Source organism: Methylosinus sp. LW3, assembly GCF_000527115.1.
Classification (GTDB): domain Bacteria; phylum Pseudomonadota; class Alphaproteobacteria; order Rhizobiales; family Beijerinckiaceae; genus Methylosinus.
In genome coordinates, this window is sequence record NZ_AZUO01000001.1 from 787735 (window position 1) to 806656 (window position 18922).

The 18922-nt window shown below is 63.6% G+C and carries 16 protein-coding genes and 1 tRNA gene; 4 read left to right on the forward strand and 13 right to left on the reverse strand.

The genetic code is table 11. The features are described 5' to 3' along the window. Nucleotides 1-41: 41 nt before the first annotated feature. From METLW3_RS27350 to METLW3_RS0103880, 4 genes are all read right to left on the reverse strand, one after another. On the reverse strand, nt 42-206 hold the full coding sequence (locus METLW3_RS27350) for a DUF3309 family protein (RefSeq protein ID WP_064506549.1): 165 nt from the start codon (nt 204-206) through the stop codon (nt 42-44). Nucleotides 207-527: 321 nt separating this feature from the next. Further along, a complete protein-coding gene (locus METLW3_RS27355) occupies nt 528-671 on the reverse strand; it encodes a DUF3096 domain-containing protein (protein WP_083967044.1) in 144 nt (47 codons plus the stop codon). A gap of 250 nt (nt 672-921) precedes the next feature. Next, nucleotides 922-1116 carry a CsbD family protein gene (locus tag METLW3_RS0103875; RefSeq protein ID WP_024878679.1) on the reverse strand — a complete coding sequence of 65 codons (195 nt, stop codon included), beginning with the start codon at nt 1114-1116 and terminating at the stop codon, nt 922-924. 217 nt (nt 1117-1333) lie between these two features. Continuing rightward, the gene (locus METLW3_RS0103880; protein ID WP_024878680.1) at nt 1334-1567 is read right to left on the reverse strand and encodes an AI-2E family transporter; all 234 of its coding nucleotides are present in this window, start codon (nt 1565-1567) and stop codon (nt 1334-1336) included. A gap of 470 nt (nt 1568-2037) precedes the next feature. Here METLW3_RS0103880 and METLW3_RS0103890 point away from each other — a divergent pair, with 470 nt between their 5' ends. Continuing rightward, nucleotides 2038-2601 carry a hypothetical protein gene (locus METLW3_RS0103890; protein WP_024878681.1) on the forward strand — a complete coding sequence of 188 codons (564 nt, stop codon included), beginning with the start codon at nt 2038-2040 and terminating at the stop codon, nt 2599-2601. A gap of 189 nt (nt 2602-2790) precedes the next feature. Here the strand turns inward: METLW3_RS0103890 and METLW3_RS0103895 are convergent, their stop codons facing one another. From METLW3_RS0103895 to METLW3_RS0103910, 4 genes are all read right to left on the reverse strand, one after another. Then, the gene (locus tag METLW3_RS0103895) at nt 2791-3609 is read right to left on the reverse strand and encodes a transglutaminase family protein (protein WP_024878682.1); all 819 of its coding nucleotides are present in this window, start codon (nt 3607-3609) and stop codon (nt 2791-2793) included. 56 nt (nt 3610-3665) lie between these two features. Then, the gene (locus tag METLW3_RS0103900; RefSeq protein ID WP_198022741.1) at nt 3666-4190 is read right to left on the reverse strand and encodes a GNAT family acetyltransferase; all 525 of its coding nucleotides are present in this window, start codon (nt 4188-4190) and stop codon (nt 3666-3668) included. A 607-nt stretch (nt 4191-4797) separates the two neighbouring features. Continuing rightward, nucleotides 4798-6720 (reverse strand): DUF6538 domain-containing protein, encoded by a 1923-nt coding sequence (locus METLW3_RS0103905; RefSeq protein WP_036308625.1) that lies wholly within the window; start codon nt 6718-6720, stop codon nt 4798-4800. Nucleotides 6721-6820: 100 nt separating this feature from the next. Next, a tRNA-Gln gene (locus tag METLW3_RS0103910) sits at nt 6821-6894 on the reverse strand. A gap of 328 nt (nt 6895-7222) precedes the next feature. Here METLW3_RS0103910 and METLW3_RS0103915 point away from each other — a divergent pair. Beyond that, nucleotides 7223-8281: a Ppx/GppA phosphatase family protein gene (locus METLW3_RS0103915; RefSeq protein ID WP_024878685.1), complete on the forward strand. Its 1059-nt coding sequence runs from the start codon at nt 7223-7225 to the stop codon at nt 8279-8281. Nucleotides 8282-8347: 66 nt separating this feature from the next. Here METLW3_RS0103915 and METLW3_RS0103920 read toward each other — a convergent pair whose 3' ends face one another. The 3 genes from METLW3_RS0103920 to METLW3_RS0103930 all read right to left on the reverse strand — a co-directional run bounded on the left by METLW3_RS0103920 (nt 8348) and on the right by METLW3_RS0103930 (nt 13793). Beyond that, complete coding sequence (locus METLW3_RS0103920) at nt 8348-10018, reverse strand: porin (RefSeq protein WP_024878686.1); 1671 nt, start codon at nt 10016-10018, stop codon at nt 8348-8350. Nucleotides 10019-10257: 239 nt separating this feature from the next. After that, nucleotides 10258-11922 (reverse strand): porin, encoded by a 1665-nt coding sequence (locus METLW3_RS0103925; RefSeq protein ID WP_084484778.1) that lies wholly within the window; start codon nt 11920-11922, stop codon nt 10258-10260. 212 nt (nt 11923-12134) lie between these two features. After that, the gene (locus METLW3_RS0103930; RefSeq protein ID WP_024878688.1) at nt 12135-13793 is read right to left on the reverse strand and encodes a porin; all 1659 of its coding nucleotides are present in this window, start codon (nt 13791-13793) and stop codon (nt 12135-12137) included. Between the two features lie 627 nt (nt 13794-14420). On the opposite strand from METLW3_RS0103930, the gene METLW3_RS25075 reads away from it, so the two are divergent. Together METLW3_RS25075 and METLW3_RS0103945 are read left to right on the forward strand one after the other, a co-directional pair. Beyond that, complete coding sequence (locus METLW3_RS25075) at nt 14421-16079, forward strand: porin (RefSeq protein ID WP_245267224.1); 1659 nt, start codon at nt 14421-14423, stop codon at nt 16077-16079. 268 nt (nt 16080-16347) lie between these two features. Then, entirely contained in the window at nt 16348-16575 is a 228-nt protein-coding gene (locus METLW3_RS0103945; protein ID WP_024878689.1) for a DUF2093 domain-containing protein, read from the forward strand. A gap of 6 nt (nt 16576-16581) precedes the next feature. Here the strand turns inward: METLW3_RS0103945 and lpxK are convergent, their stop codons facing one another. Beyond that, nucleotides 16582-17565: a tetraacyldisaccharide 4'-kinase gene (gene lpxK, locus METLW3_RS0103950; RefSeq protein WP_024878690.1), complete on the reverse strand. Its 984-nt coding sequence runs from the start codon at nt 17563-17565 to the stop codon at nt 16582-16584. A 21-nt stretch (nt 17566-17586) separates the two neighbouring features. Beyond that, nucleotides 17587-18864, reverse strand: coding sequence for a 3-deoxy-D-manno-octulosonic acid transferase (locus METLW3_RS0103955; RefSeq protein ID WP_024878691.1), 1278 nt, complete (start codon nt 18862-18864; stop codon nt 17587-17589). Between the last annotated feature and the right edge of the window lie 58 nt (nt 18865-18922).

Genomic DNA, 18922 nt, shown 5'->3' on the forward strand with positions numbered 1-18922 from the left:
TTTCCATGCATGTTACACCGATCGAGTGGCGGCGGTCTCGATCAAAGCCGTCCTGTCAGAAGCAACACGACGACGATGATCAGAAGAATGCCGATCACGCCGACGCCGCCGTGACCGTAGCCATAGCCATAGCCGCCGAAGCGGCCGCTGAAGCCACCGAACAAAAAGATGATAAGGAGAATGACGAGTATGAGCCCGATCGACATGAGCGTGTCTCCCCGTTTGCGGCCGTCTCGATTCAGCCCGACTGCGAGGGGCTTTTTCCAATATCGAGATTCGAACGAGCTGCTCGACGCCTTCGACGGCCTGCTTCAGGTCGTCGGGAAAGCTCTTTCAAAAAACATAGCGCGGCTGTGCAATCATGCAATGACGCCACAGAGCGCCGGCCCGCCCTCTCGGGCGCGCCGACGTTGCGACAACCAGAGGAAATGCATTCAATGAATGCCAAAACCTAGTTGCACGCTATCGCTCTTCGGCGGCGTGCGTCGCCGCTCGGAGATGACATTTCAGAGTGCTATCGCTCGTCGTCACTTGATCCACCCGAGCCCCAGAATTCCCGATACGATCAAAAAAATCGCGACGATGTAGTTGAGGAGCCGAGGGATGATCAGAATGAGAACGCCGGCGAGCAGCGAGACGATCGGCTGGAGGTGCTCGATGCTGATGTTCATGGGCCTACTCCCTTAAAGCAATTTCTGGAGATTTCACGAACCGGATCATACCTTGAATTAGGCCGACGGAGCGAAATCGCAATCCGAGATGAACCGATTTCGCTCCGATTGTCAGGCGCCGACGCCGACAGTGCAAATCGCGAAGGGAAACCCGCAGAGGCGCGGGGGAAAGAGCGCGACGAAGAGGCCTGGAGGTCTGTACGCCTCCATGGTCGACGACGACGCCCCGTTCCCTTCGTCAGATCGCGCTTTAGACTTTCTTGGCGTCCTTGATCGCGTCCTTTATCGTATCCTTCGCCTCTCCGACCGCGCTTCGAACCGCGCCTCCGAGCTGATCGGCTTTGCCATGCAGCTCGAGCTCCTTGTCGCCGAGAACCTTCCCCGCGACTTCTTCGATTTTGCCCTTTATCTTCTGTCCCGCGCCCTTGATGCTTTCCTTGTCCATGACATGATCCCCTGTGGTTTATGTCCCGTTGGTTTGTCATTAACTAGGGCGCATACGGAGTTTAACGAGTGGCGCAGTGGGCGCTTTTCCGGCGACATGTGACGCCGCCTCGAGATGGGTGCGCTGGCCGAGAGCGGCAGGTCGGCGGAGCAGTGGCTTTTTTCACGCACCGTATCGGGACGCGGACGTCGACGCGAAATGATCGTCTCGACATCGATCAATGCGGCGCGTTGCGGGGGTAGCGCTCCACTTCGGGCGCGTTTCCTTCCAGCCGTTTCCGCCATATGGCGAGCAGCACGGCGAGAATGAGCGGGCCGAGAAACAATCCGACCAAGCCGAAGGTGAGCAGGCCGCCCATCGCGCCGAGGAAGGCGATGACGAGAGGAATGTCGGCGGCGCTGCTGATCAGCAGCGGCTCGAGAAAATTGTCGGTCGGATTGACGATGAGCACGCCCAGGCGAGCATATCTGTCGATTTTGCATGTCGCCTCCTCGTTGCATTCGGGCTTGTCGAAGTTCTCCCAATAAAGCGCGACATCGCCATGGCGACCCTGCGCAACGCCTAGAGTATTTACCGAGGCTGACCGTCGCCGCTAAGGCGCCTATATTACAGATGTCGACCGCTCGATATCGAGACCGGATCTCGCAACGGAAGTCCAATCCTTTCGTGCACGGGACGAGTTGGCGATAAATCGCGTCCATGGACGCTCAGAACGTCCGCGCCGCTCGGCTCGATGAACTTCGCTCGAGCGTCGTCTTTGGGAAACTCGTGGTCGTGCTCCGGGCCGCGTAACGCTCGCCGGGATCGTTCGGCGGAATTATTCGGCTTGTGCGCATTCCCCCGCTGCTCGGCGCGTTCACAGCCGTCGACGCCACTGCGTCGCGCTCATCGCCCCATTCGCCTTCTCGAAAGGAGGCTCTCATGAAACGCATCGATGAAATATCGATCGCGAGTTTCGCGTACCACTTTCAGGCCGCGACCGCGGTCAAGACGCTATCGCAGGCCGGCTTCGACACCGGGCGATTGAGCGTCGTCGGACGCGGATATTGCTCTGATAGAGATGGCGTGGGCTTTCACAATGTCGGCGGACAGATCCGAATGTGGGAAAACTATGGCGCATTTTGGGGTGGCCTATGTGAGCTATCTGCTGGAGGCGTCTTCTCGACTTCGCCGTCTACCGGACCGGTAGTGGCGCTCGGCGCCATTGCACCTCTCATCCAGCGACAAGTCGCCGGCGCGATGTCATCCAGCGGCGCGAGCGCCTTGGTCGATGCGCTCTGTGATCTCGGCATTCCGGAGGAAATCGTTCTCGATTGTGAGCAAACATTGAGGGCCGATGGATCTTTGGTCTTTGTGCATGGACGTGGTGCGGAGTCGACACGAGCCCATGCGATTTTGGCGGGCCTGAAGCCGACGTGTTTGGAGGTTCATGCAAACCTGCTCGCGCGAGCGCGGAGGGGGCATATCGTTCACGTTGCGGCGTGAAGGCCGGGTGCGCGTCAAGCGATTTGCGGCGGCCATCGATTTGCATGCGCAGATGAAGCAGGCCCATTGAATTGTTCGCGGGCCGAGCGTCATCGCGTTTCACGAACTCGTCCAACGAGCCGCGGGCGCTGTCGAGGATTGCTCCGATTGAGATCGAGGGAGCAATTGCCGATTCACGACCTCCGTGGATCATTCGGCGTCTTCGCTGACCTCATCTGTCCAGACACGAAAATTTTCCAGCTTGTTGGGACCGAAGGTCGTGACCATCGCCACATCCGCTGCGTCGCGCCCGCGCGCCAGCAGAACGCGCCCGATCCTGGGCGTGTTGTTCCTGGGATCGAATGTTTGCCAAGCGCCGCCGATGTAGGCGTCGAACCAGGCAGCGAAATCCCCGGGCGGATAGGGAGGCGGCGTACCCACGTCGCCGAGATAGCCGGTGCAGTAGCGCGCCGGAATGTTCAGCGCGCGGCAAAAGGCGAGGGCCAGATGCGCATAATCGCGGCAGACGCCGAGACGCTCTTCATAGGCCTCGCATGCCGTCCGCGTCGCCCGTGCGTGCTCGTAGCCAAAGCAGATATGGTCATGCACGAAGTCGCAGATCGCCTGCACTCGGCCCCTTCCGGGCGTCGCGGCGCCGAATAGCGTCCAAGAGAGTTCTAGAAGTCGGTCGCTCTCGCAGAAGCGACTCGGCAACAGGAAGACCAGTGTTTCCTCCGGCAAGCTCTCTACAGGCGATTGGTAAGTTCCCGAGGTGACGATATCCGGCAGGCCGGAGTCGCGTATCAGAGCGTTGGTCGAGATGAGCGTGCTGCCCGGCCCGAGGACGGCGCGGCTACACCAATTGCCGAAGCTGTCGCGGTATCCCGAGATCGGAGCAACGGGCGCAATCGAGATGTGGTCGGGCCAAGAGAGATCGGAAACGCGCGTGAAATGCACGTTGAGAATCAAGATGGCCGGCGTCGGCTGCGGAAAGTCGTATCGAAGCTCATAGCCGATGCGAAGTTTCATGGCCGTGCTCCAGTTTTCGTGGGTCGGACCCACATTTCTCGAATTCCAGCAGCGCCTCATGTCGAGCGTGGCCGTGATCGAGCGTCAGCCTGCTCGTCTTTGTCGTCGCCGCTCTTGCTTTGCTCCTTTCGGGCGCTTTGGCGCTCTACCTCGACGTTCAGTCGCTGGTAGACGCCAAGTCCGAGCACGATGAGAACGGCCGTCACGAGCAGCGCTATCGGATAGAGCATTTGCGCTACGTCCTGCTTGCTCACCTGAAATACGATGACCAGACCTTCGATGAACACGGCGATGACGATCGTCGAGATGAACTTTGAAAGGCTGCGCCGCGCCTCGGACGCGGTGAGTGTCCCAGGGCGACGTATGACTTCTTCTTCCACGAAATATTTGGCGACGTCGAAAACCGCTATCGCGATGACGACATAGCCGATCGCAGTAAGAAGCGCATTGCCGCCCTCGCGCCAGGACTTCTTCAGCTCGGCGACCAGCTCGAGCGCGCCAAATGCGACGAGCGCCAGAGCCAGCAGCATCAACATTGCGCTCACGATCCCGAATGTCACCCGTGACAGAAGGGCCATCATTCAGCCGATTCTCCCTGCGTTGCCTCGAGGCGGCGCTATTCGCTCGACCGGAACCGACGCGGCGCGGAAAGCGTGTCGAGCCGAACAAAGTCCAGACATTCATTTCGCGGCGACCCGTTGCGGTCTCGATGCGAAATCGCGCGATTGTCGAGAGGACTATCCATATGCGCGTCCAGCCGGCGCTCGTCATGAGCATTTCGGTCCCATTGCGGTCGGCCCGTAGAGCAGGCGGTCGCGACGCCGGTCGCGCAGAAGCTTGCATGGGCATGCTCGGTGTCGGCAGGAGCGTGTCTGTAACCGCCTGCCCCAAGTCGTAAATGGGGCCGAGAGCGCGCCGGATCGGTCATTGCCCATAATATGGGTCGGTGGGCGATATGAACGACGGGCTGCGCACACCGGCCGTATGTCGCGTTCTTCCGCCTCGGGCTCGACGCAGGCGATGGCGACGGTGGCGTCGACGAACATCATCGACGCCGAAATTCGTCGACCTCGTCCGCGGGTCATTCCCCGACGAGCGACGTCACTATTCGCGTGTCGTTGGCCGTGATGCGTGTCGCTCCGTAGACAGAAATTTGTGACACGACCGGCACGTCTATTTGTCGCTCGCTCACGCCTTCGCCTTCACCTTTGTCTTCGGCTTCATCTTCAATTTCACAGTCACTTCGTTCCGTCCCTCCTTCTTGCGCATCTCCTGCTCGGCGAGCTTGCGGAACTTTACGATATCCTCCTGCGCGCCCGGCGCCGCGACGCCCTTGGGGCCGGCATAGCGCAGATGCGACAGATTGGCGGCGATGGTCACCTCGTCGATCGCCGTCTTCAGATTGGTCAGATAGATCAGCTTCGTGTAGCGCGTGCTCTCGCTCATGCGCTCGTCGCTCGCGTGCCCGGTGATCTCGTCGATCCAGCCCGTGTTGAGGCCCGCCGTGTTCTTGAGGTCCGTCGTGACATTGTGCCGGAAGGAATGAAAGTCGACGAGCGGCTCCTTCACGCCGATCTTATGGCGATAATGGCTGAAACGCCCGCCGAACGCGTCCGAATGGCGATTTGCCGGCCCCTGGGCGATCAGCTCCGGAAACAGCGGCTCCTCCGGCGCGCGGCCGTAAAAGCGATATTCCAGGAATCCGAAATCCAAGATGCGGCGCGGCAGCGGCACGTCGCGATCGGAGGAGTCGGTCTTCGAGCCGCGGATTTCGAGATAGCAGAGGCCGTCGAGGAATTTGATGTCGCCGACCTTGCGGCAGCACAATTCGTCCTCGCGGGCGCCGAGCAGGCGCCCGAGAAGCGGAACCCAGAACAGGGCGTCGCGGTAGATATTCGGTCCGGGCCTGCTGCGGCGATGGATCGAAAGGCATCCGGTCCAGACGGGCGACTCGTAGAGCTTGCGCTCCAGCGTCTCCGGCCACATCTGCCGTTCGTCGCGAGCGGCGCGGCCTCGGCGGCGCTTGGATTTGAGGCCGGGGAAGGGGTTTTTCAGCCCCTCCGGCAGGCGGCCGTTCTGCTCGAGCCAATTCCAATAGGTGGAGAGATTGGTCAGATGCTTGTTGGCCGTCGTCGGCGTGAGCATCGGAACCGTCTCCTTCGGATTCTCGTCGCGGAATTTCACGACGGCGGCGCCGACCTTGGTCAGCGGCAGATCGCGCCACTGGCGCGACTTGTCGTAGTAGCGCGGCAGCCGGAGGAGGTCGGCTTTGTAGTCGGAGACGACTGCCTTCGTGATTCGCGTCGGCTGCGGATCGCCGACCAGCGCCTCGAATGTGTTGCGGGCCGAGCGCGCATTGTTCGGCATGTCCGCCTTCCACTCCTTCAGCGTCGTCTTGCTCTCGACGAAATCGTCCCAGGCGGCGAAGAACGGCTTTTCCGGCGCGGGGGCGGGCGCCGCCGCGGGCTGCGGCGTCGGCTGCGCTGGCGCGGCCACGTATCGCGGCACGGGCTCGACCTCGCCGCCCTCGATGGCGAACTTCTCATCGAACAGAGTCAGGAAGCCGCGCAGCACCGCGCGCTCGATCATGGGGCCAGCCGGCCCGTCCAATTTCTCTTCCGCAATGCCAATCTCGGCGCAGGCCATCTTCATGGCCTCTCGCAGGAACGGGCGCGCCTCCGCCATCTGGCCCGCGAGAAGCGCGGCGATCGCTGGACGGAGGTCATCCTCGTGATTGATTCGCGCCACCGTGTAGAACAGATTTTGGGTCTCTTGGAGGAATTCCGGCCCGAGTCGCGCGGCCTCCTCGGCGTCGAAATAGGAGGCGCCATGGCTGGCGAGATTGTTCTCGACCGCCGCCACCTGCCTGTCGATCCAGGCGCGCACGAGCCTTTCGGCCTCGGCCTTGACCGTAACGAGATCGAGTTCCTCCATCAGCCTCTCCACGCGCGTCCGCAGCACGCGCGCCCGCTTGATGGCGAGCCGATAGGCGGTCGTGCGCAGCCCCACGACAATCTCTCTCCGCCCTAAGAAAGACGCAAGCCGCTGCGGCAGGGCGAAACGGAACTGATAGGCGGAGGCGCGCCGGCGCAGATTGCAGCCGCTCTTCATGGATTTTGGACCCCATTTTGGACCAATGCTTTGGACCTCGGGGCGCGCGAAAACGGCGCTCTTTTGCAAGAGCGTGGAATTCTAGGGATTTTATAGAATTTGGCTGGGGGACCTGGATTCGAACCAAGATTAACGGAGTCAGAGTCCGCTGTTCTACCGTTGAACTATCCCCCAACGGTCGCGCGGCGAAGCGGCGCGTCGCGGTGATCTAAAGAGAGGACGCGCCTCTGTCAACATGATCGGCGCGGTTCGTTGCGTGACCTTGGCCGGTTCCCACAATGGCGTCGCTCCCGCCGGTCGGCCCCGCCCGCCAGCTTGGCCCGTAAACGCGCTCCTTGGCATTCGCGCTGGCCTTGCTACACTTCCCGCGATCGGCCATGAGAGTTCGTCGAGACAAAGATCGGCGGCGGGCGGAAAAGGCCGATCGGGAGGCGGGTTGAAAAAGCCGGAACATTGGGGCGGGGGCCTGGGCGGAGGCGAGGCGCCGCGCGCTGGAGCGGGGATGCGCGCATCCGTGGACGGCGCGGGTGATCCGGGCGCCTCCGCGCGGAACGCCCGCGCGCCCGGCGAGCGGCGCGACGATCATGTCTATGCGGCGCTCGATCTCGGCACCAATAATTGCCGGCTGCTGATCGCGCGGCCGGAGCAGCGCTCACGGCGCAAGACCGACCTGCTGCGCATCGTCGACGCCTTTTCCCGCATCGTGCGGCTCGGCGAGGGCATGGGCTCCTCGAGTCGCATCTGCGAGCAGGCGATCGAGCGCACGCTGGAGGCGCTGGACGTGTGCCGCGAGAAAATGAGCGTCCGCGGCGTCTCCCGCGCCCGGCTCATCGCCACCCAGGCCTGCCGCGCGGCCGAGAATGGCGCCGAATTCGTCGAGCGCGTGCATGAGCGCACCGGCCTGCTGCTCGAGGTCATCGATCGCGAGACCGAGGCGCGCCTCGCCGCGCGCGGCTGCGGCTCGCTCGCCGACCCGCGCGCCGAGAGCATATTGCTGTTCGACATAGGCGGGGGCTCCACCGAGCTGGTGTGGCTGACCCGCGACGCGCAGGGCTGCGAATTGCGCCATTGGACCTCGCTCGAGCTCGGCGTCGTCTCGCTGGCGGAGCGATTCGGCGGCAAGAGCGTGACGCCGGCCATTTACGAGGCGATGACGGCGCGCGCGCTCGAGGGGCTCGTCGCCTTCGCCGAGCGCACGGCGGCGGAGCGCCGCTGCGAGCGTTTCCATCTGCTCGGCACCTCCGGCACGGTGACGACGCTGGCCGGCGTGCATCTGGGCCTCGAGCGCTATGATCGCTGGCGCGTCGATGGGCTCTGGCTCTCGGACGAGGACGCGACGCGCGCCATCGATTCGCTGCGCGCCATGGATTTCGATCAGCGCGCCGCCAATGGCTGCATTGGCCCGCAGCGCGCCGATCTCGTGCTCGCCGGCTGCGCGATCTTCGAGGCGATTCGCCGCGTCTTCCCGGCCTCCCGCACGCGCATCGCCGATCGCGGCCTGCGCGAGGGCATGCTGCTCGAGATGATGGAGGCGGACGGGGTCTTCCCGCGCGAGAGCTAGCGTTTTCGCGCGAAGCGGGAAACGGTTCGCCTGCAGAAGACACGGCCGAGCAAGGAGTTCTCGGCGTCAGAACGAGCGCTGCAGGCGCACGCGTCCCTCTACTGTCGCATTCGCGCCCTTCCAGGACGGCAGGCCCACCGACCACAGCGCAATGTCCGGCGCGAGCCCCACCGGCCGGTTGTGGTGATTGTCGCGCAGATACATCAGCTCGCCGCCGAGATCGAAATTCTTGATCGGCGTCCAGATGAGATTGGAGCCGACCCGATATTCGGTCGTGTTCACCGCGCCGACGCCGCCGCCGAAATCTGCTATGGCGCTCGGGCTGTAATAGAGCTCCATCAAGGAGCCGTAGACGCCGGAGGAGAGCGTCGGCGTCCAATAATGCTTGAATGCCGCCAGACCGACCCAGCCGATCGATTTGTCGCAATGGGCGGCGGCGGTCCATATGCAGTCGAAGCTCAGAAACTCCCAGCCATTGCTGGCTTTGACGCCGCCATTGCCATAGCCGTAGAAGGCGTTGCCATTCACCGGGCCGCCGTTGAAGCTGAGATTATTGCCCATCAGATAGCCGACGGCGCCGCGGGCGTAGGTTCCCTGCACCCATAATTTGTCGCCCTCGGAAAAAATATCCGGGGCGAGCCTGTCGAGATTGAACTGCCATCCGAGCTGGAACGCATAGCCGTAATCCTCCTGCGAAACGACGGGGATGGCTGTGCCGAGCGGCAGTCCGGTGACGGGCGTCGCCACCGTGGCGTTGCGTGTGTAGGTGGATGTGCGCAGCTGATGCGCGGCGCCGGAGAGTTGCACGGCGCCCCAGGGCTGGTCGATGCGGAAGGCGCCGACGATCTCGGGAATTTGCACGCCGTCCGGCACGCCGGTGAAGCGCGTTCCCCAGGCCGCCGCCGCGGCGTCCGCCGCAGCGCCCGAGAGGCCGTAAACCGCGGCGACGTAATTGAAGGCGCCGATCGTCGAACCGATGAAGCCGCGTCGCGATACATTGTCCTCGAGCGAGAAGCTGAGCGAGGCGCCGTCACGGAAACTATAGGTATAGGCCAGCGCGCCGACGGTGGAGTTGGAGCCGCGCAGCGCCTCCCAATCGATATTGTCGGTGTAGAAATCGAAGAAGGACTGCACGCGGCCGGCGGTAATGCCCCCAAATTGCAGAAAAGCCTTGTTGAGGATCGTCGTCTCGCGCGCCGTCGTCCGGAACACATTGCCGTTGGAGAAATTGGCGGCGCCGAAATATTGCGAGCCGCTGAGCGAGCCGGTCGCCGCGCTGCTGTCCGAGCCGAATTGCGATTCGAGTCGAATGAAGGCGCGCATCGTGCCGTAGTCGGTCGGCGCGCGGGCGTCCATCTCGACCCGGCCGATGCCGACGAAGCCGCTATTGTCGCCGCTGCGCGGATTGGAATAGCCGAGGAGAGGAACATGGCCCGGAATGCCGAGCGGATTCGCGTTGACGCTAGGGCCGAAGGCGAAAGGGTTGTCGGTCGCGATGATGTTGCGCGACATGCGGTAGGAGGTGCTCCACGAGCGCCATTCGGCGACGACGGCGCCGCCGATGCGCAGGCAGGTGTTGTTGCCGGGGATATAGAAGAAGGCCGAGCCATATTGATCGCAAATACGAACATACTCGACAGGAGCAGCCTGTCGTTTCGGAAGCTCTTCGGCGCGCCCCGCGGCGAGGCCTTGCGCGACTGCCGCTATGACAATAGAAATGCGGACTATATTAGGCATATTTGAAATCCGGCGAAGCGGTGATTAATCGAATTACGTATTTACGCTTAGGTAAATGTATCGATTACGCACGCTGCGCCGAATCGGCGACGCGAACTTCTTAATTTAATATTGTATTTTCTGCACGACGGAAATATCCCCGGCCGGATCGCGTCGCCCAAAATGCGACGGCCGCCCGAAAGGGGCGGCCGCGCATGAATTGGAGCGTCATGAAAGACGCTTCGATCCGAAGGTCCGTCTCACCAGTAGATTTGCGCCCGGGCGAGGAAGAGGCTGGGATGGTCGCCATTGAGGAAGGGGCGATCGGAGGGCGCGATCAGCGTCAGCGTCTTGGTCCAATTGGCCTGGAAGCGCACGCCTTTGACCGGATACCAGTTCAACGCGAGGGAGAAATTGTCCTGGCGTCCGCCGAGCGTCGCGGTGCTGGCCAGCGCCTTCTGCGCGGCGTTGCCGGCCACGGTCGCCGCATAGACGAAGCTGCTGTCGACGAGACCGCCATTGTTGAGATTGATCTCGCTGTAGCGCGCCGCCAGCTCGAATGCGCCATAGCCGCCCTTGTTCAGCGGGTTCTTGATCTGAACCTCGCCGAAGCTGCCCGGCGTGTTGAAGTCCTTGTCATAGCCCTTGTAGGAGGCCGCGCGCGACTCGCCGGTCAGGAACAAGGAGCCCAAGACATAATAGCCGCTGTAACGCAGGCTGCTTCCGCCGCCATTGCCGTAGAGGAAGGCGTTGGTGGCGTCCCGCTCATATTGAGCGGCGATATATTCGCCCTGCAGCGAGACCGGGCCATAGGCGGCGGCGGCTTCGAAGCCGTAATTATAGGAGTATTTCAGGCAGCTCGAGCGCCGCGCGAAGGGAGCGATGAGCTGGCCGACGCCGGTGGTCGTGATGTTGAGGCTCGCCGCGGAGGCGCCGCAGGAGAGATCCTGCGCCGCAGAGACGCGGGTGAGCGCGCCGCCGCCGCCGAGCACGTCGGTCTCCTCGCGCTCGGGCGATTGGCCGGGGCGCAGATTGGCGGCGTCGGTGGCCGCGGTGGTGTTGTTCGGCCTGTGATATTTGAAGGAGCCGCCGAAATGGAGGAGCTTGTCCTCCTCCGTGATCGGCGCATAGACGCCGCGCACGGCTGCGTCCCAATATTGCGATTCGCCGGTGGGCGGAGCGGTCGCCGTGTCCTGCGGGCTGGTCGAAAAGACGCCGGCCTTGACGCTCCACTGCTTGTCGCCGACGGCGACCGCCGCGCCGGTATGGCGGCTCGGCGAGAGAACGGAGGGCAGAGAGCGCTCGATGAAGGTGAAATATTTCGACGATTCGGTCGATTCGAGGCTGAAGGGCTCGCGGAAATTGCCGATCTGGAAGGTGACAGGCTGCGAGCTGATCTCCGACGGGAGCAATTTGTCGCGATAGGCGAGATAGAAATCGCGAATGCCGGCGACGCCGGAGCCGGTGAAGTCGTATTGGATCTTGTAGAACCAGTTTTTGAAGGCCTTGCCTTCGATTTCGAGGCGGGCGCGGCGGAAGCCGACATTGGAGCGGGAGATGGTGTCGGCCGAGGAGGCGAAGCCGCCGTCGATCTGCAGGTGCCCGCCGACCTTGAAATTGAAGTCCTGATCCTCGGTCTCAACGAAGAGGCCGTTGCGGAAGGAGATGAAGACCGGCGGCGGCGCGCTGGCCGCCGGCGCGCCTTTGGCGGAGTTGAGCGCGTTCTTGACCTGGGCGTGATCCTTGGCCTGCTGCGTGACCTTGGCCTCGAGCCGCTTGAGCTCAGCCTTCAGCGCCTTGATCTCGCTCGCCGTATCCGCCAGCGCGGAAGCAGGAAGTCCGAAAGTCGCTGCGAAGGCGGCGAGAGAGACGCCGCCCGAGAGCCGCCACATTGTCCGTCCGCGCGATCCTTTATGCCCGTTCATCAGTGTCCCCGTATTAACGCCTAAGTGGTATACACTAATCGTAGACTATAGCGGCTGACTAGGCTGGTGGTCGGCAAGGGAGGTTTTCAGCGGCGGCTGTTGCGGAAATGTCACGTCGTAAAGTTCAGTTCTATAACGAAAAAGGCCGCCCCGAAGGGCGGCCTCTTCTCGATTGACATCGTGCCGGGACCGAAGAGGCCCGGCCTCTGCTCTCACCAGAAGACCTGGGCGCGAGCGAGGAAGGTGCTCGGATGCTGGCCGTTGAGATAGGGCTTGTCGGAGGGAGCGACGAGCGTCATGGCGCGCGTCCAATTGGCCTGGAAGCGGACGCCCCGCACCGGATACCAGTTGAGCGCGAGCGTCAGATTCTCCTCGCGGCCGCCCAGCGTCGCGGTCTTCGCGATCGCCTGCTGCGCCGCATTGCCGGCGACGGTCGCCAGATAGGCGTAATTGCTGTCGACGAGGCCGCCATTGTTCAGATTGAGCTCGCTGTAGCGCGCGGCGAACTCCCAGGCTCCGAGGCCGCCCTTGTTGAGCGGGTTCTTGATCGCCACGTCGCCGAACGTGCCCGGCGTGTTCCAGTCCTTGTCGTAGCCCTTATAGGAGGCCGCGCGGGACTCCCCGGTCAGGAAGACCGAGCCCTGGACGTAATAGCCGCTATAGTTGAGGCTCGAGCCGCCATTGTTGCCGAGCAGCGCGGCCGTCCCCGCATCACGCTCGTAATGAGCGCCGGAATATTCGCCCTGCACCGAGAAGGGGCCGTAAGTGGCCGCCATTTCGAAGTTGTAGTTGTAGCTGGACTTCAGACAGCCATTCTGCAGATAGCCGGGCGTCGTCAGCAGGGCGAGGCCGGTCGCCGCCTTGAAAGTGGGGCTGCAGTTGAGCGCCTGCGCCGACGGAACGACGATGTAGCGGTTGTTGAGAATGTCGGTCTCGTCGCGCGAGCCGGTGCCCGGCAGCAGATTGTTCGGATCCTGAGCGGCGGTCGAGTCGTTCGGCTTGTGGAACATGAACGAGCCGCCGAAATGCAGCAGCTTGTCCTCCTCGATGATCGGCGCGTAGGTCGCGCGCGTCGTCAGGTCCCAATACTGATGTCCGGTCGCGGCCGGAGCCTGCGAGGAGTCCTGTCCGAAGCTGGTCGAGAAAACACCGGCCTGCACGCTCCAATGCTTGTCGCCGAGGCCGACCTTGGCGCCGACATGGCGGTCGGGAGCCAGGGCGCCGGGAAGCGCGCGCTCGATGAAGGTGATGTGCTTCGAGGAGGTCAGCGTCTCCATGCTGAACGGCTCGTACTGGCTGCCGATCTGGATGGTGATCGGCTGCTTGGTGATCGACTCCGGCAGCAGCTTATCGCGATAGGCGATGAAGGCGTCGCGAATGCCGGTCACGCCAGTGCCGGTGAAGTCATATTGGAACTTGTAGTACCAGTTCTTATAGGCCTTGCCCTCGACCTCGAGGCGGGCGCGGCGGAAGCCGACATTGCTGCGGGAGCCGGAGGCGGAGGGATAGCTGGTGAAGCCGCCGTCGGCCTGGATGCGGCCGCCGATCTTGAAGTTGAACGCCTGGTCCTCGGTCTCGACGAAGAGGCCGTTCTTGAAGCTGACGAACACCGGCGGCGGAGCATTGCCGCCCGGCGCGGCCTTGGCCGAATTCAGCGCGTTCTTGACCTGATGGGTCGTCTTGGCCTGCTCGTCGAGCTTGTGCTCGAGCCGCTTCAGCTCGGCCTTCAGCGCCTTGATCTCGCTCTGCGTGTCGGCGAGAGCCGCCGTGGGCGCGCCGAACGCGCCGAGGGCGAGGACTGCGACGCCTCCCAGCAGCTTCGAAGGCGTCGCGCCCTTCGCGATCGTCTGGACGTTCGGTACCTGTGTCATGTCAGCCTCTGCCTTGAATTGCTTACCGCTATGGCAGCGCTAGAGGCCTTATGTGACACAATCATCACAAAAGATGGCGGCGCCGAATTGTGACAACGGTTTCTACCTAGGGTGTTGCCCAAATGCCACGGGCGATGGGGCGTGAGGCCGGGCCGCAAGTTCTAGATAAAGCCCCGGATTTATTCGGATCGTCCGATTGTCGCCGGCTTTGCTCGGCGGCCGGTCTCGCCGCCTCGACCGCGCCGCTTCGCGCCGTAATGTCGTTGCGCCTTACAGCGGCCCCACATCCAGATTGTGTCGATTCGGCAACACATACGTGGAAATCCTTAAGTGAAGCCGATTCTGGCCTTGCACAAATGGCCGATCGAAATGTAAGACAATTACATGTGATGTATCCAAAGAACATTTCGCCCCTAGAAGCTCGTCACATGGGCATGGCTGGTGAGAATTTGGGCATCATCTAACGATGAGTAGGCAAACGGTGCAATCGTCGTGCGCCTTGCGTGTGTGGTTCGGACCCGGGAGACTTGTCGTCGATGCGAGATATTCATTAGATCACATGAATATCCCGTCCGGCGAACAAATGTCCGAGCCGCTCACGCAAAACGCCGAGCGCAGGGGGCTAGGATGAGAGAACAGGAAATCGGGTCGAAAATGGCGCGGCGGCTCTCGGGCGGCGTGGCGCTCGCCGCCTTCTGCGGGATGGTGGGCGCTCCGGCCTCGGCGCTGGCGGATACGGCGAGCGAGATCAAGGCGCTGAAGGAGCAGCTCAAGCGTCTCGAGGCCAAGGTCGCCGATCAGGCCAAGACCAATGTCCAGGTCAAGAATGCGTTGAATTCCGCCAGGACCCTGCCCGGGCTCGTCGCCCCGCCGCCGGTGTTCGTCAGCTTCAAGAACGGCCTCTTCGTCGAGACGGAGGACAAAGCGTTCAACTTCAAGATCGGCGGCCGCATTCAGGCCGACGGCGGCTTCTCGAGCTCTGCCGACACCATGTCGCGCAGCAATGTCGGCTTCCGCCGCGCGCAGATCTGGGTCGAAGGCAAGGCCTATAAGAACTGGTTCTATCGGTTCCAATACGACTTCACCAACACAGGCGTGGCGGGCATACGCGACGCCTTCATCGCCTATCGCCAGAAGCTGATGCCGGAAGGAATCACCAAAGAGCCGGTCACTTTCCAGGTCGGCAATTTCTTCGAGCCCTTCAGCATGGAGACGACCAGCTCCACGAGCAATATCACCTTCCTCGAGCGCGCCATGCCGACCGTTCTCGCGCCCAGCCGCCACATCGGCGCGGCCGTCGGCGTCGGCGACAAGCTGTGGTCGGTCAAGACGGGCATCTTCTCCACCTCGCCGCAGGACACGGCGACCGCCCCGCCCACCAGCGGCGCGCAATATTGGGACGCGGCGGTTCGCGCCACCTATGCGCCCCTTCAGGAAGAGGACAAGCTGCTGCATGTCGGCTCGTCCTTCCGCTATCACAAGCCGAACGATTCGACGGCCGCCACCGACGCCGCCTTCTTGCGGCCGGGCGCCGGCACGGAGCGCGAAGAGGCGGATGTTCTGGGCGGCAGCGGAACCTGGAGCCGCGTCTCGACGGCGCAGGATATGACTTGCGCGGCCTCCGGCAGCCTGGCGACGACCGCGACCGGCCTCGGTCTCCTGTCAGCGCCCTTCATCATGAAGAATGGCTGCTTGAAATACGCCTATAGCTACGGCTTCGAAGCCGCGGCCGCCTATGGCCCCTTCTCACTGCAGGGCGAATATATCGCGACGCGCTACGAGCGTGATCCGCTCAATGCTCTGCTGCTCGGCAATAATGGCGGATCGAGCCTGCAGGCCAGTGGATATTATGTCCAGGGCTCGTTCTTCCTGACCGGCGAGTCGAAAGCCGAAGTGTATAATGGCTACGACAAGAACTGGAGCTCGCCCGGCACCTTCGGCGCGATCAAGATCAAGGATCCGGTCAACAAGGGCGGCTGGGGCGCCTGGGAAATCGCTGCCCGCTTCAGCGAGCTCAATCTCAACAATGGCGGCCTCGTCGACGGCAATTTCGTCTATGCGGCGACCGTGGCCGGCTCGGCCGCTCAGAAGGCGCTGGCCAATACGGCGACGCTCGGCGGCCGCCAGGAGAATCTGACCATCGGCCTGAACTGGTATCCGGTCAACGGCTTCCGCCTGCAGGCCAATTGGACGCGCGTCATGACGATGGTCGCGGCTTCCGACCGCCCCTTCCTCAACGGCGATCATCCGAGCCTCTTCCTCGCCCGCGCCAACGTCTTCTGGTGAGAGCGCTTCGAAAGAATATCGAATCGATCTTCATGGCTGCCCCTCTGGGGCGGCCATTCGCGTTTTGGAGCGATTTCTTTTCCAAGGGCGCTCATCCGAGCCGGCTTCTGGCGCGGGCGCAGGCTTTTTTGGGGAGCACATGCCCAGGCTTGGCCGCCAATGTGCGATTCGGCCTTGCCAATTGCGTCTCTGCTATTGAAAATTCGGCATGACCTCGTTTATTTCGTCGGTGCGCCGCTTAACCGAGCGGGCGAGACGCAGGATCCGCATGAACCGGTTCGAACGACAGCCGCAGGCCGCGGTCGAGGCCGAGGTCGAATATCGCGATGGCGACTTCCGCGTTCGCCGTCCAGGCGCCTATGTGCGCTGCGCCGTGACCGGAGAGCCTATACCGCTGGAAGAGCTCCGCTATTGGAACGTCGACCTGCAAGAGGCTTATTCGAGCACCGACGCCAAGCTCATCCGCATCGGCGTGAGCTTCCCGAAGAAGTCCTGAGCCTTCTCATTTCCGCGTCAGCGCGCGGCGCAGAAGCTCGCGGAGCGTTTCTTCCTTTTCCAAGAGCAGCCGGATCGGCAGAACGTCCACGCGCGCAGCCGCGTCTTTAGAAAGACGCGCCGCGTCTTTCTCTGTCGTGACCAGCGTCGCGCCGAGGCGCGCGGCCTCGCGCTCGAGAGCCGCGATCTCGCGCGCCGTATAGGCATGATGATCGGCGAAGCTTTTTCGGCCGATGATCTCGACCCCCAAAGCTTCCAGCGTCGCGAAAAATTTCTCCGGCCGCGCGATGCCCGCAAAGGCGAGCGCGCGCTCGGGGAGGCGCGCGGGGAGGGGCGCGATGCGGGCGCGCAGAACGGGCTTTACCGCCGCGCTCGCATATTCGGCGACCGCTTCTCCTGCGGCGCCCTCGCCGATGAGCACGAGCGCATCCACAGCGGCGAGCTGGCGCCGCAAAGGCGCGCGTAGCGGGCCGGCGGGCAGGCACAGGCCATTGCCGGCGCCATAGGCGCCATCGACGACCATCAGCGCGAGATCGGGCTCGAGCCGCCGGCTCTGCAAGCCATCGTCCATCACCAGCGCCGTCGCGCCGAGATCGCGCGCGAGCCGCGCCCCGGCCGCGCGATCGACGCCGACGATGGTCGGCGCGCAGCGCGCCAGCAGCAGCGCTTCGTCGCCGGTCTCGCGCGCGGAATGAATGCTCGGATCGACGAGAAAAGGCGCGCTTCGCGTTTTGCCGCGGCCATATCCGCGGGTGAGGAAGAACGGCCGCTCGCCCATTTCCGCGAGCAGAGCGGCGATGGCGAGCGCGGCCGGCGTCTTGCCATCGCCTCCCAGCGTCGGCCCGCCGATCACGATCGCCGGCAGATCGGCGCGCCCGCCCTTCCGTCTCATGCGCGCTGAAGCGATTGCGCCATAGATCGCGCCGAATGGCGCCAGAGCTTTCGCCAGTGGCGAGGCCGGCGTGCGTCGCCAGAAGTCAGGCGCGCGCATTTGCGATGCGGCGCCGCGGGCTCATTTCTGCTCCAGCGCCGATTGCGCGAGATAGGGCTCGATCGCCGCCATAATGCTCTGCGAGGCGCCGCCGAGCTTTCGCACCACCTCGGCGCCGGCGCGGCCCATCTTGCGCATGCGCGAGGGGTCGGAGAGTAGGAATTGTAGCGCGCGCGCCAGCGATTCCGCATCGCTCACGCGGGCGGCGGCGCGGGCGGCGGCCAGCTCGCCGTATATGTCGGCGAAATTCTCGACATGCGGCCCATGCAGGATCGCGCAGCCGAGCTTGGCCGGCTCTATCGGATTGTGCCCGCCCTCGGCGGTCAGCGATTTTCCCGTGAACACCACGCTGACCGCGCGGAGAAACAGGCCGAGCTCTCCCACCGTATCGGCGACATAGATCTGCACGCCGCGCCGCGGCTCGCCGTCGCGCGAGCGCAGGCCCACCGCGAGGCCTTTGGCGCTGGCGAGAGCGGCGATCTCCGCGCCGCGCTCGGGCTTGCGCGGGACGATGATCGTCAGCAGCGAGGGAACCTCCGCGGAGAGCGAGAGATGCGCGTCGATCGCGATCTCCTCCTCGCCCGCATGGGTGGAGATCGCCGCCCAGACTGGACGTGGGCCGATGGCGCCATTGAATTCGGCGAGTCGGCCGGCGCCGACGGGCGGGGGCGGCACGTCGAATTTCAGATTGCCGCAAACGCGCACGCGCGGCGCGCCGAGGCCCAGATAGCGCGCGGCGCTCTCGGCGTTCTGCGCGAGGCAGAGATCGATCTCGCCGAACAAGGTTCGCGCGCCGCCGGGCAGCCGCCGCCAGCGCGCGGCGGAGCGGCGCGAGATGGTGGCGTTGACGAGAACGAGCGGCAGCCGCCGCGCATGAATCGCGCGGATCATATTGGGCCACAGCTCCGACTCGGCGAAGAGCACGATGTCGGGCCGCCAATGCTCGAGGAATCGCTCGACGAATTGCGGCGCGTCCAGCGGCAGAAATTGATGCACAGCGCCGGCGGGGAGCCGCGCCCGCAGCACTTTGGCGGAGGAGACCGTGCCCGTGGTGACGAGAACCTCGACGCCGCGCTGAATGAAGCGCTCCACCAGCGGCAGCAGGGCGAGGCTCTCGCCGAGGCTCGCGCCATGCAGCCACACCAGCCGTCCGGCGGGACGCTCGAGGCTCGGCGCGCCCATGCGCTCGCCGAGCCTCGCGGGATCTTCCTTGCCTTGTCTCGCGCGCCAGCCGAGCGCCACGCCGGCGAGAGGCGTCAAACCGATGGTCAGCAACCGATAAATCGTCAGGACCGGCATCGACGCCCCGGTGAACTCGCCAATAATGCGACGGCCGAGCTCTCGCAGCGCCGTCCTC

Coding starts and splice junctions, on each gene's coding strand:
- METLW3_RS27350 (WP_064506549.1), bottom strand. CDS start 206: ATGTCGATCGGGCTCATACTCGTCATTCTCCTTATCATCTTTTTGTTC.
- METLW3_RS27355 (WP_083967044.1), bottom strand. CDS start 671: ATGAACATCAGCATCGAGCACCTCCAGCCGATCGTCTCGCTGCTCGCC.
- METLW3_RS0103875 (WP_024878679.1), bottom strand. CDS start 1,116: ATGGACAAGGAAAGCATCAAGGGCGCGGGACAGAAGATAAAGGGCAAA.
- METLW3_RS0103890 (WP_024878681.1), top strand. CDS start 2,038: ATGAAACGCATCGATGAAATATCGATCGCGAGTTTCGCGTACCACTTT.
- METLW3_RS0103895 (WP_024878682.1), bottom strand. CDS start 3,609: ATGAAACTTCGCATCGGCTATGAGCTTCGATACGACTTTCCGCAGCCG.
- METLW3_RS0103900 (WP_198022741.1), bottom strand. CDS start 4,190: ATGATGGCCCTTCTGTCACGGGTGACATTCGGGATCGTGAGCGCAATG.
- METLW3_RS0103905 (WP_036308625.1), bottom strand. CDS start 6,720: ATGAAGAGCGGCTGCAATCTGCGCCGGCGCGCCTCCGCCTATCAGTTC.
- METLW3_RS0103915 (WP_024878685.1), top strand. CDS start 7,223: ATGCGCGCATCCGTGGACGGCGCGGGTGATCCGGGCGCCTCCGCGCGG.
- METLW3_RS0103920 (WP_024878686.1), bottom strand. CDS start 10,018: ATGCCTAATATAGTCCGCATTTCTATTGTCATAGCGGCAGTCGCGCAA.
- METLW3_RS0103925 (WP_084484778.1), bottom strand. CDS start 11,922: ATGAACGGGCATAAAGGATCGCGCGGACGGACAATGTGGCGGCTCTCG.
- METLW3_RS0103930 (WP_024878688.1), bottom strand. CDS start 13,793: ATGACACAGGTACCGAACGTCCAGACGATCGCGAAGGGCGCGACGCCT.
- METLW3_RS25075 (WP_245267224.1), top strand. CDS start 14,421: ATGAGAGAACAGGAAATCGGGTCGAAAATGGCGCGGCGGCTCTCGGGC.
- METLW3_RS0103945 (WP_024878689.1), top strand. CDS start 16,348: ATGAACCGGTTCGAACGACAGCCGCAGGCCGCGGTCGAGGCCGAGGTC.
- lpxK (WP_024878690.1), bottom strand. CDS start 17,565: ATGCGCGCGCCTGACTTCTGGCGACGCACGCCGGCCTCGCCACTGGCG.
- METLW3_RS0103955 (WP_024878691.1), bottom strand. CDS start 18,864: ATGCCGGTCCTGACGATTTATCGGTTGCTGACCATCGGTTTGACGCCT.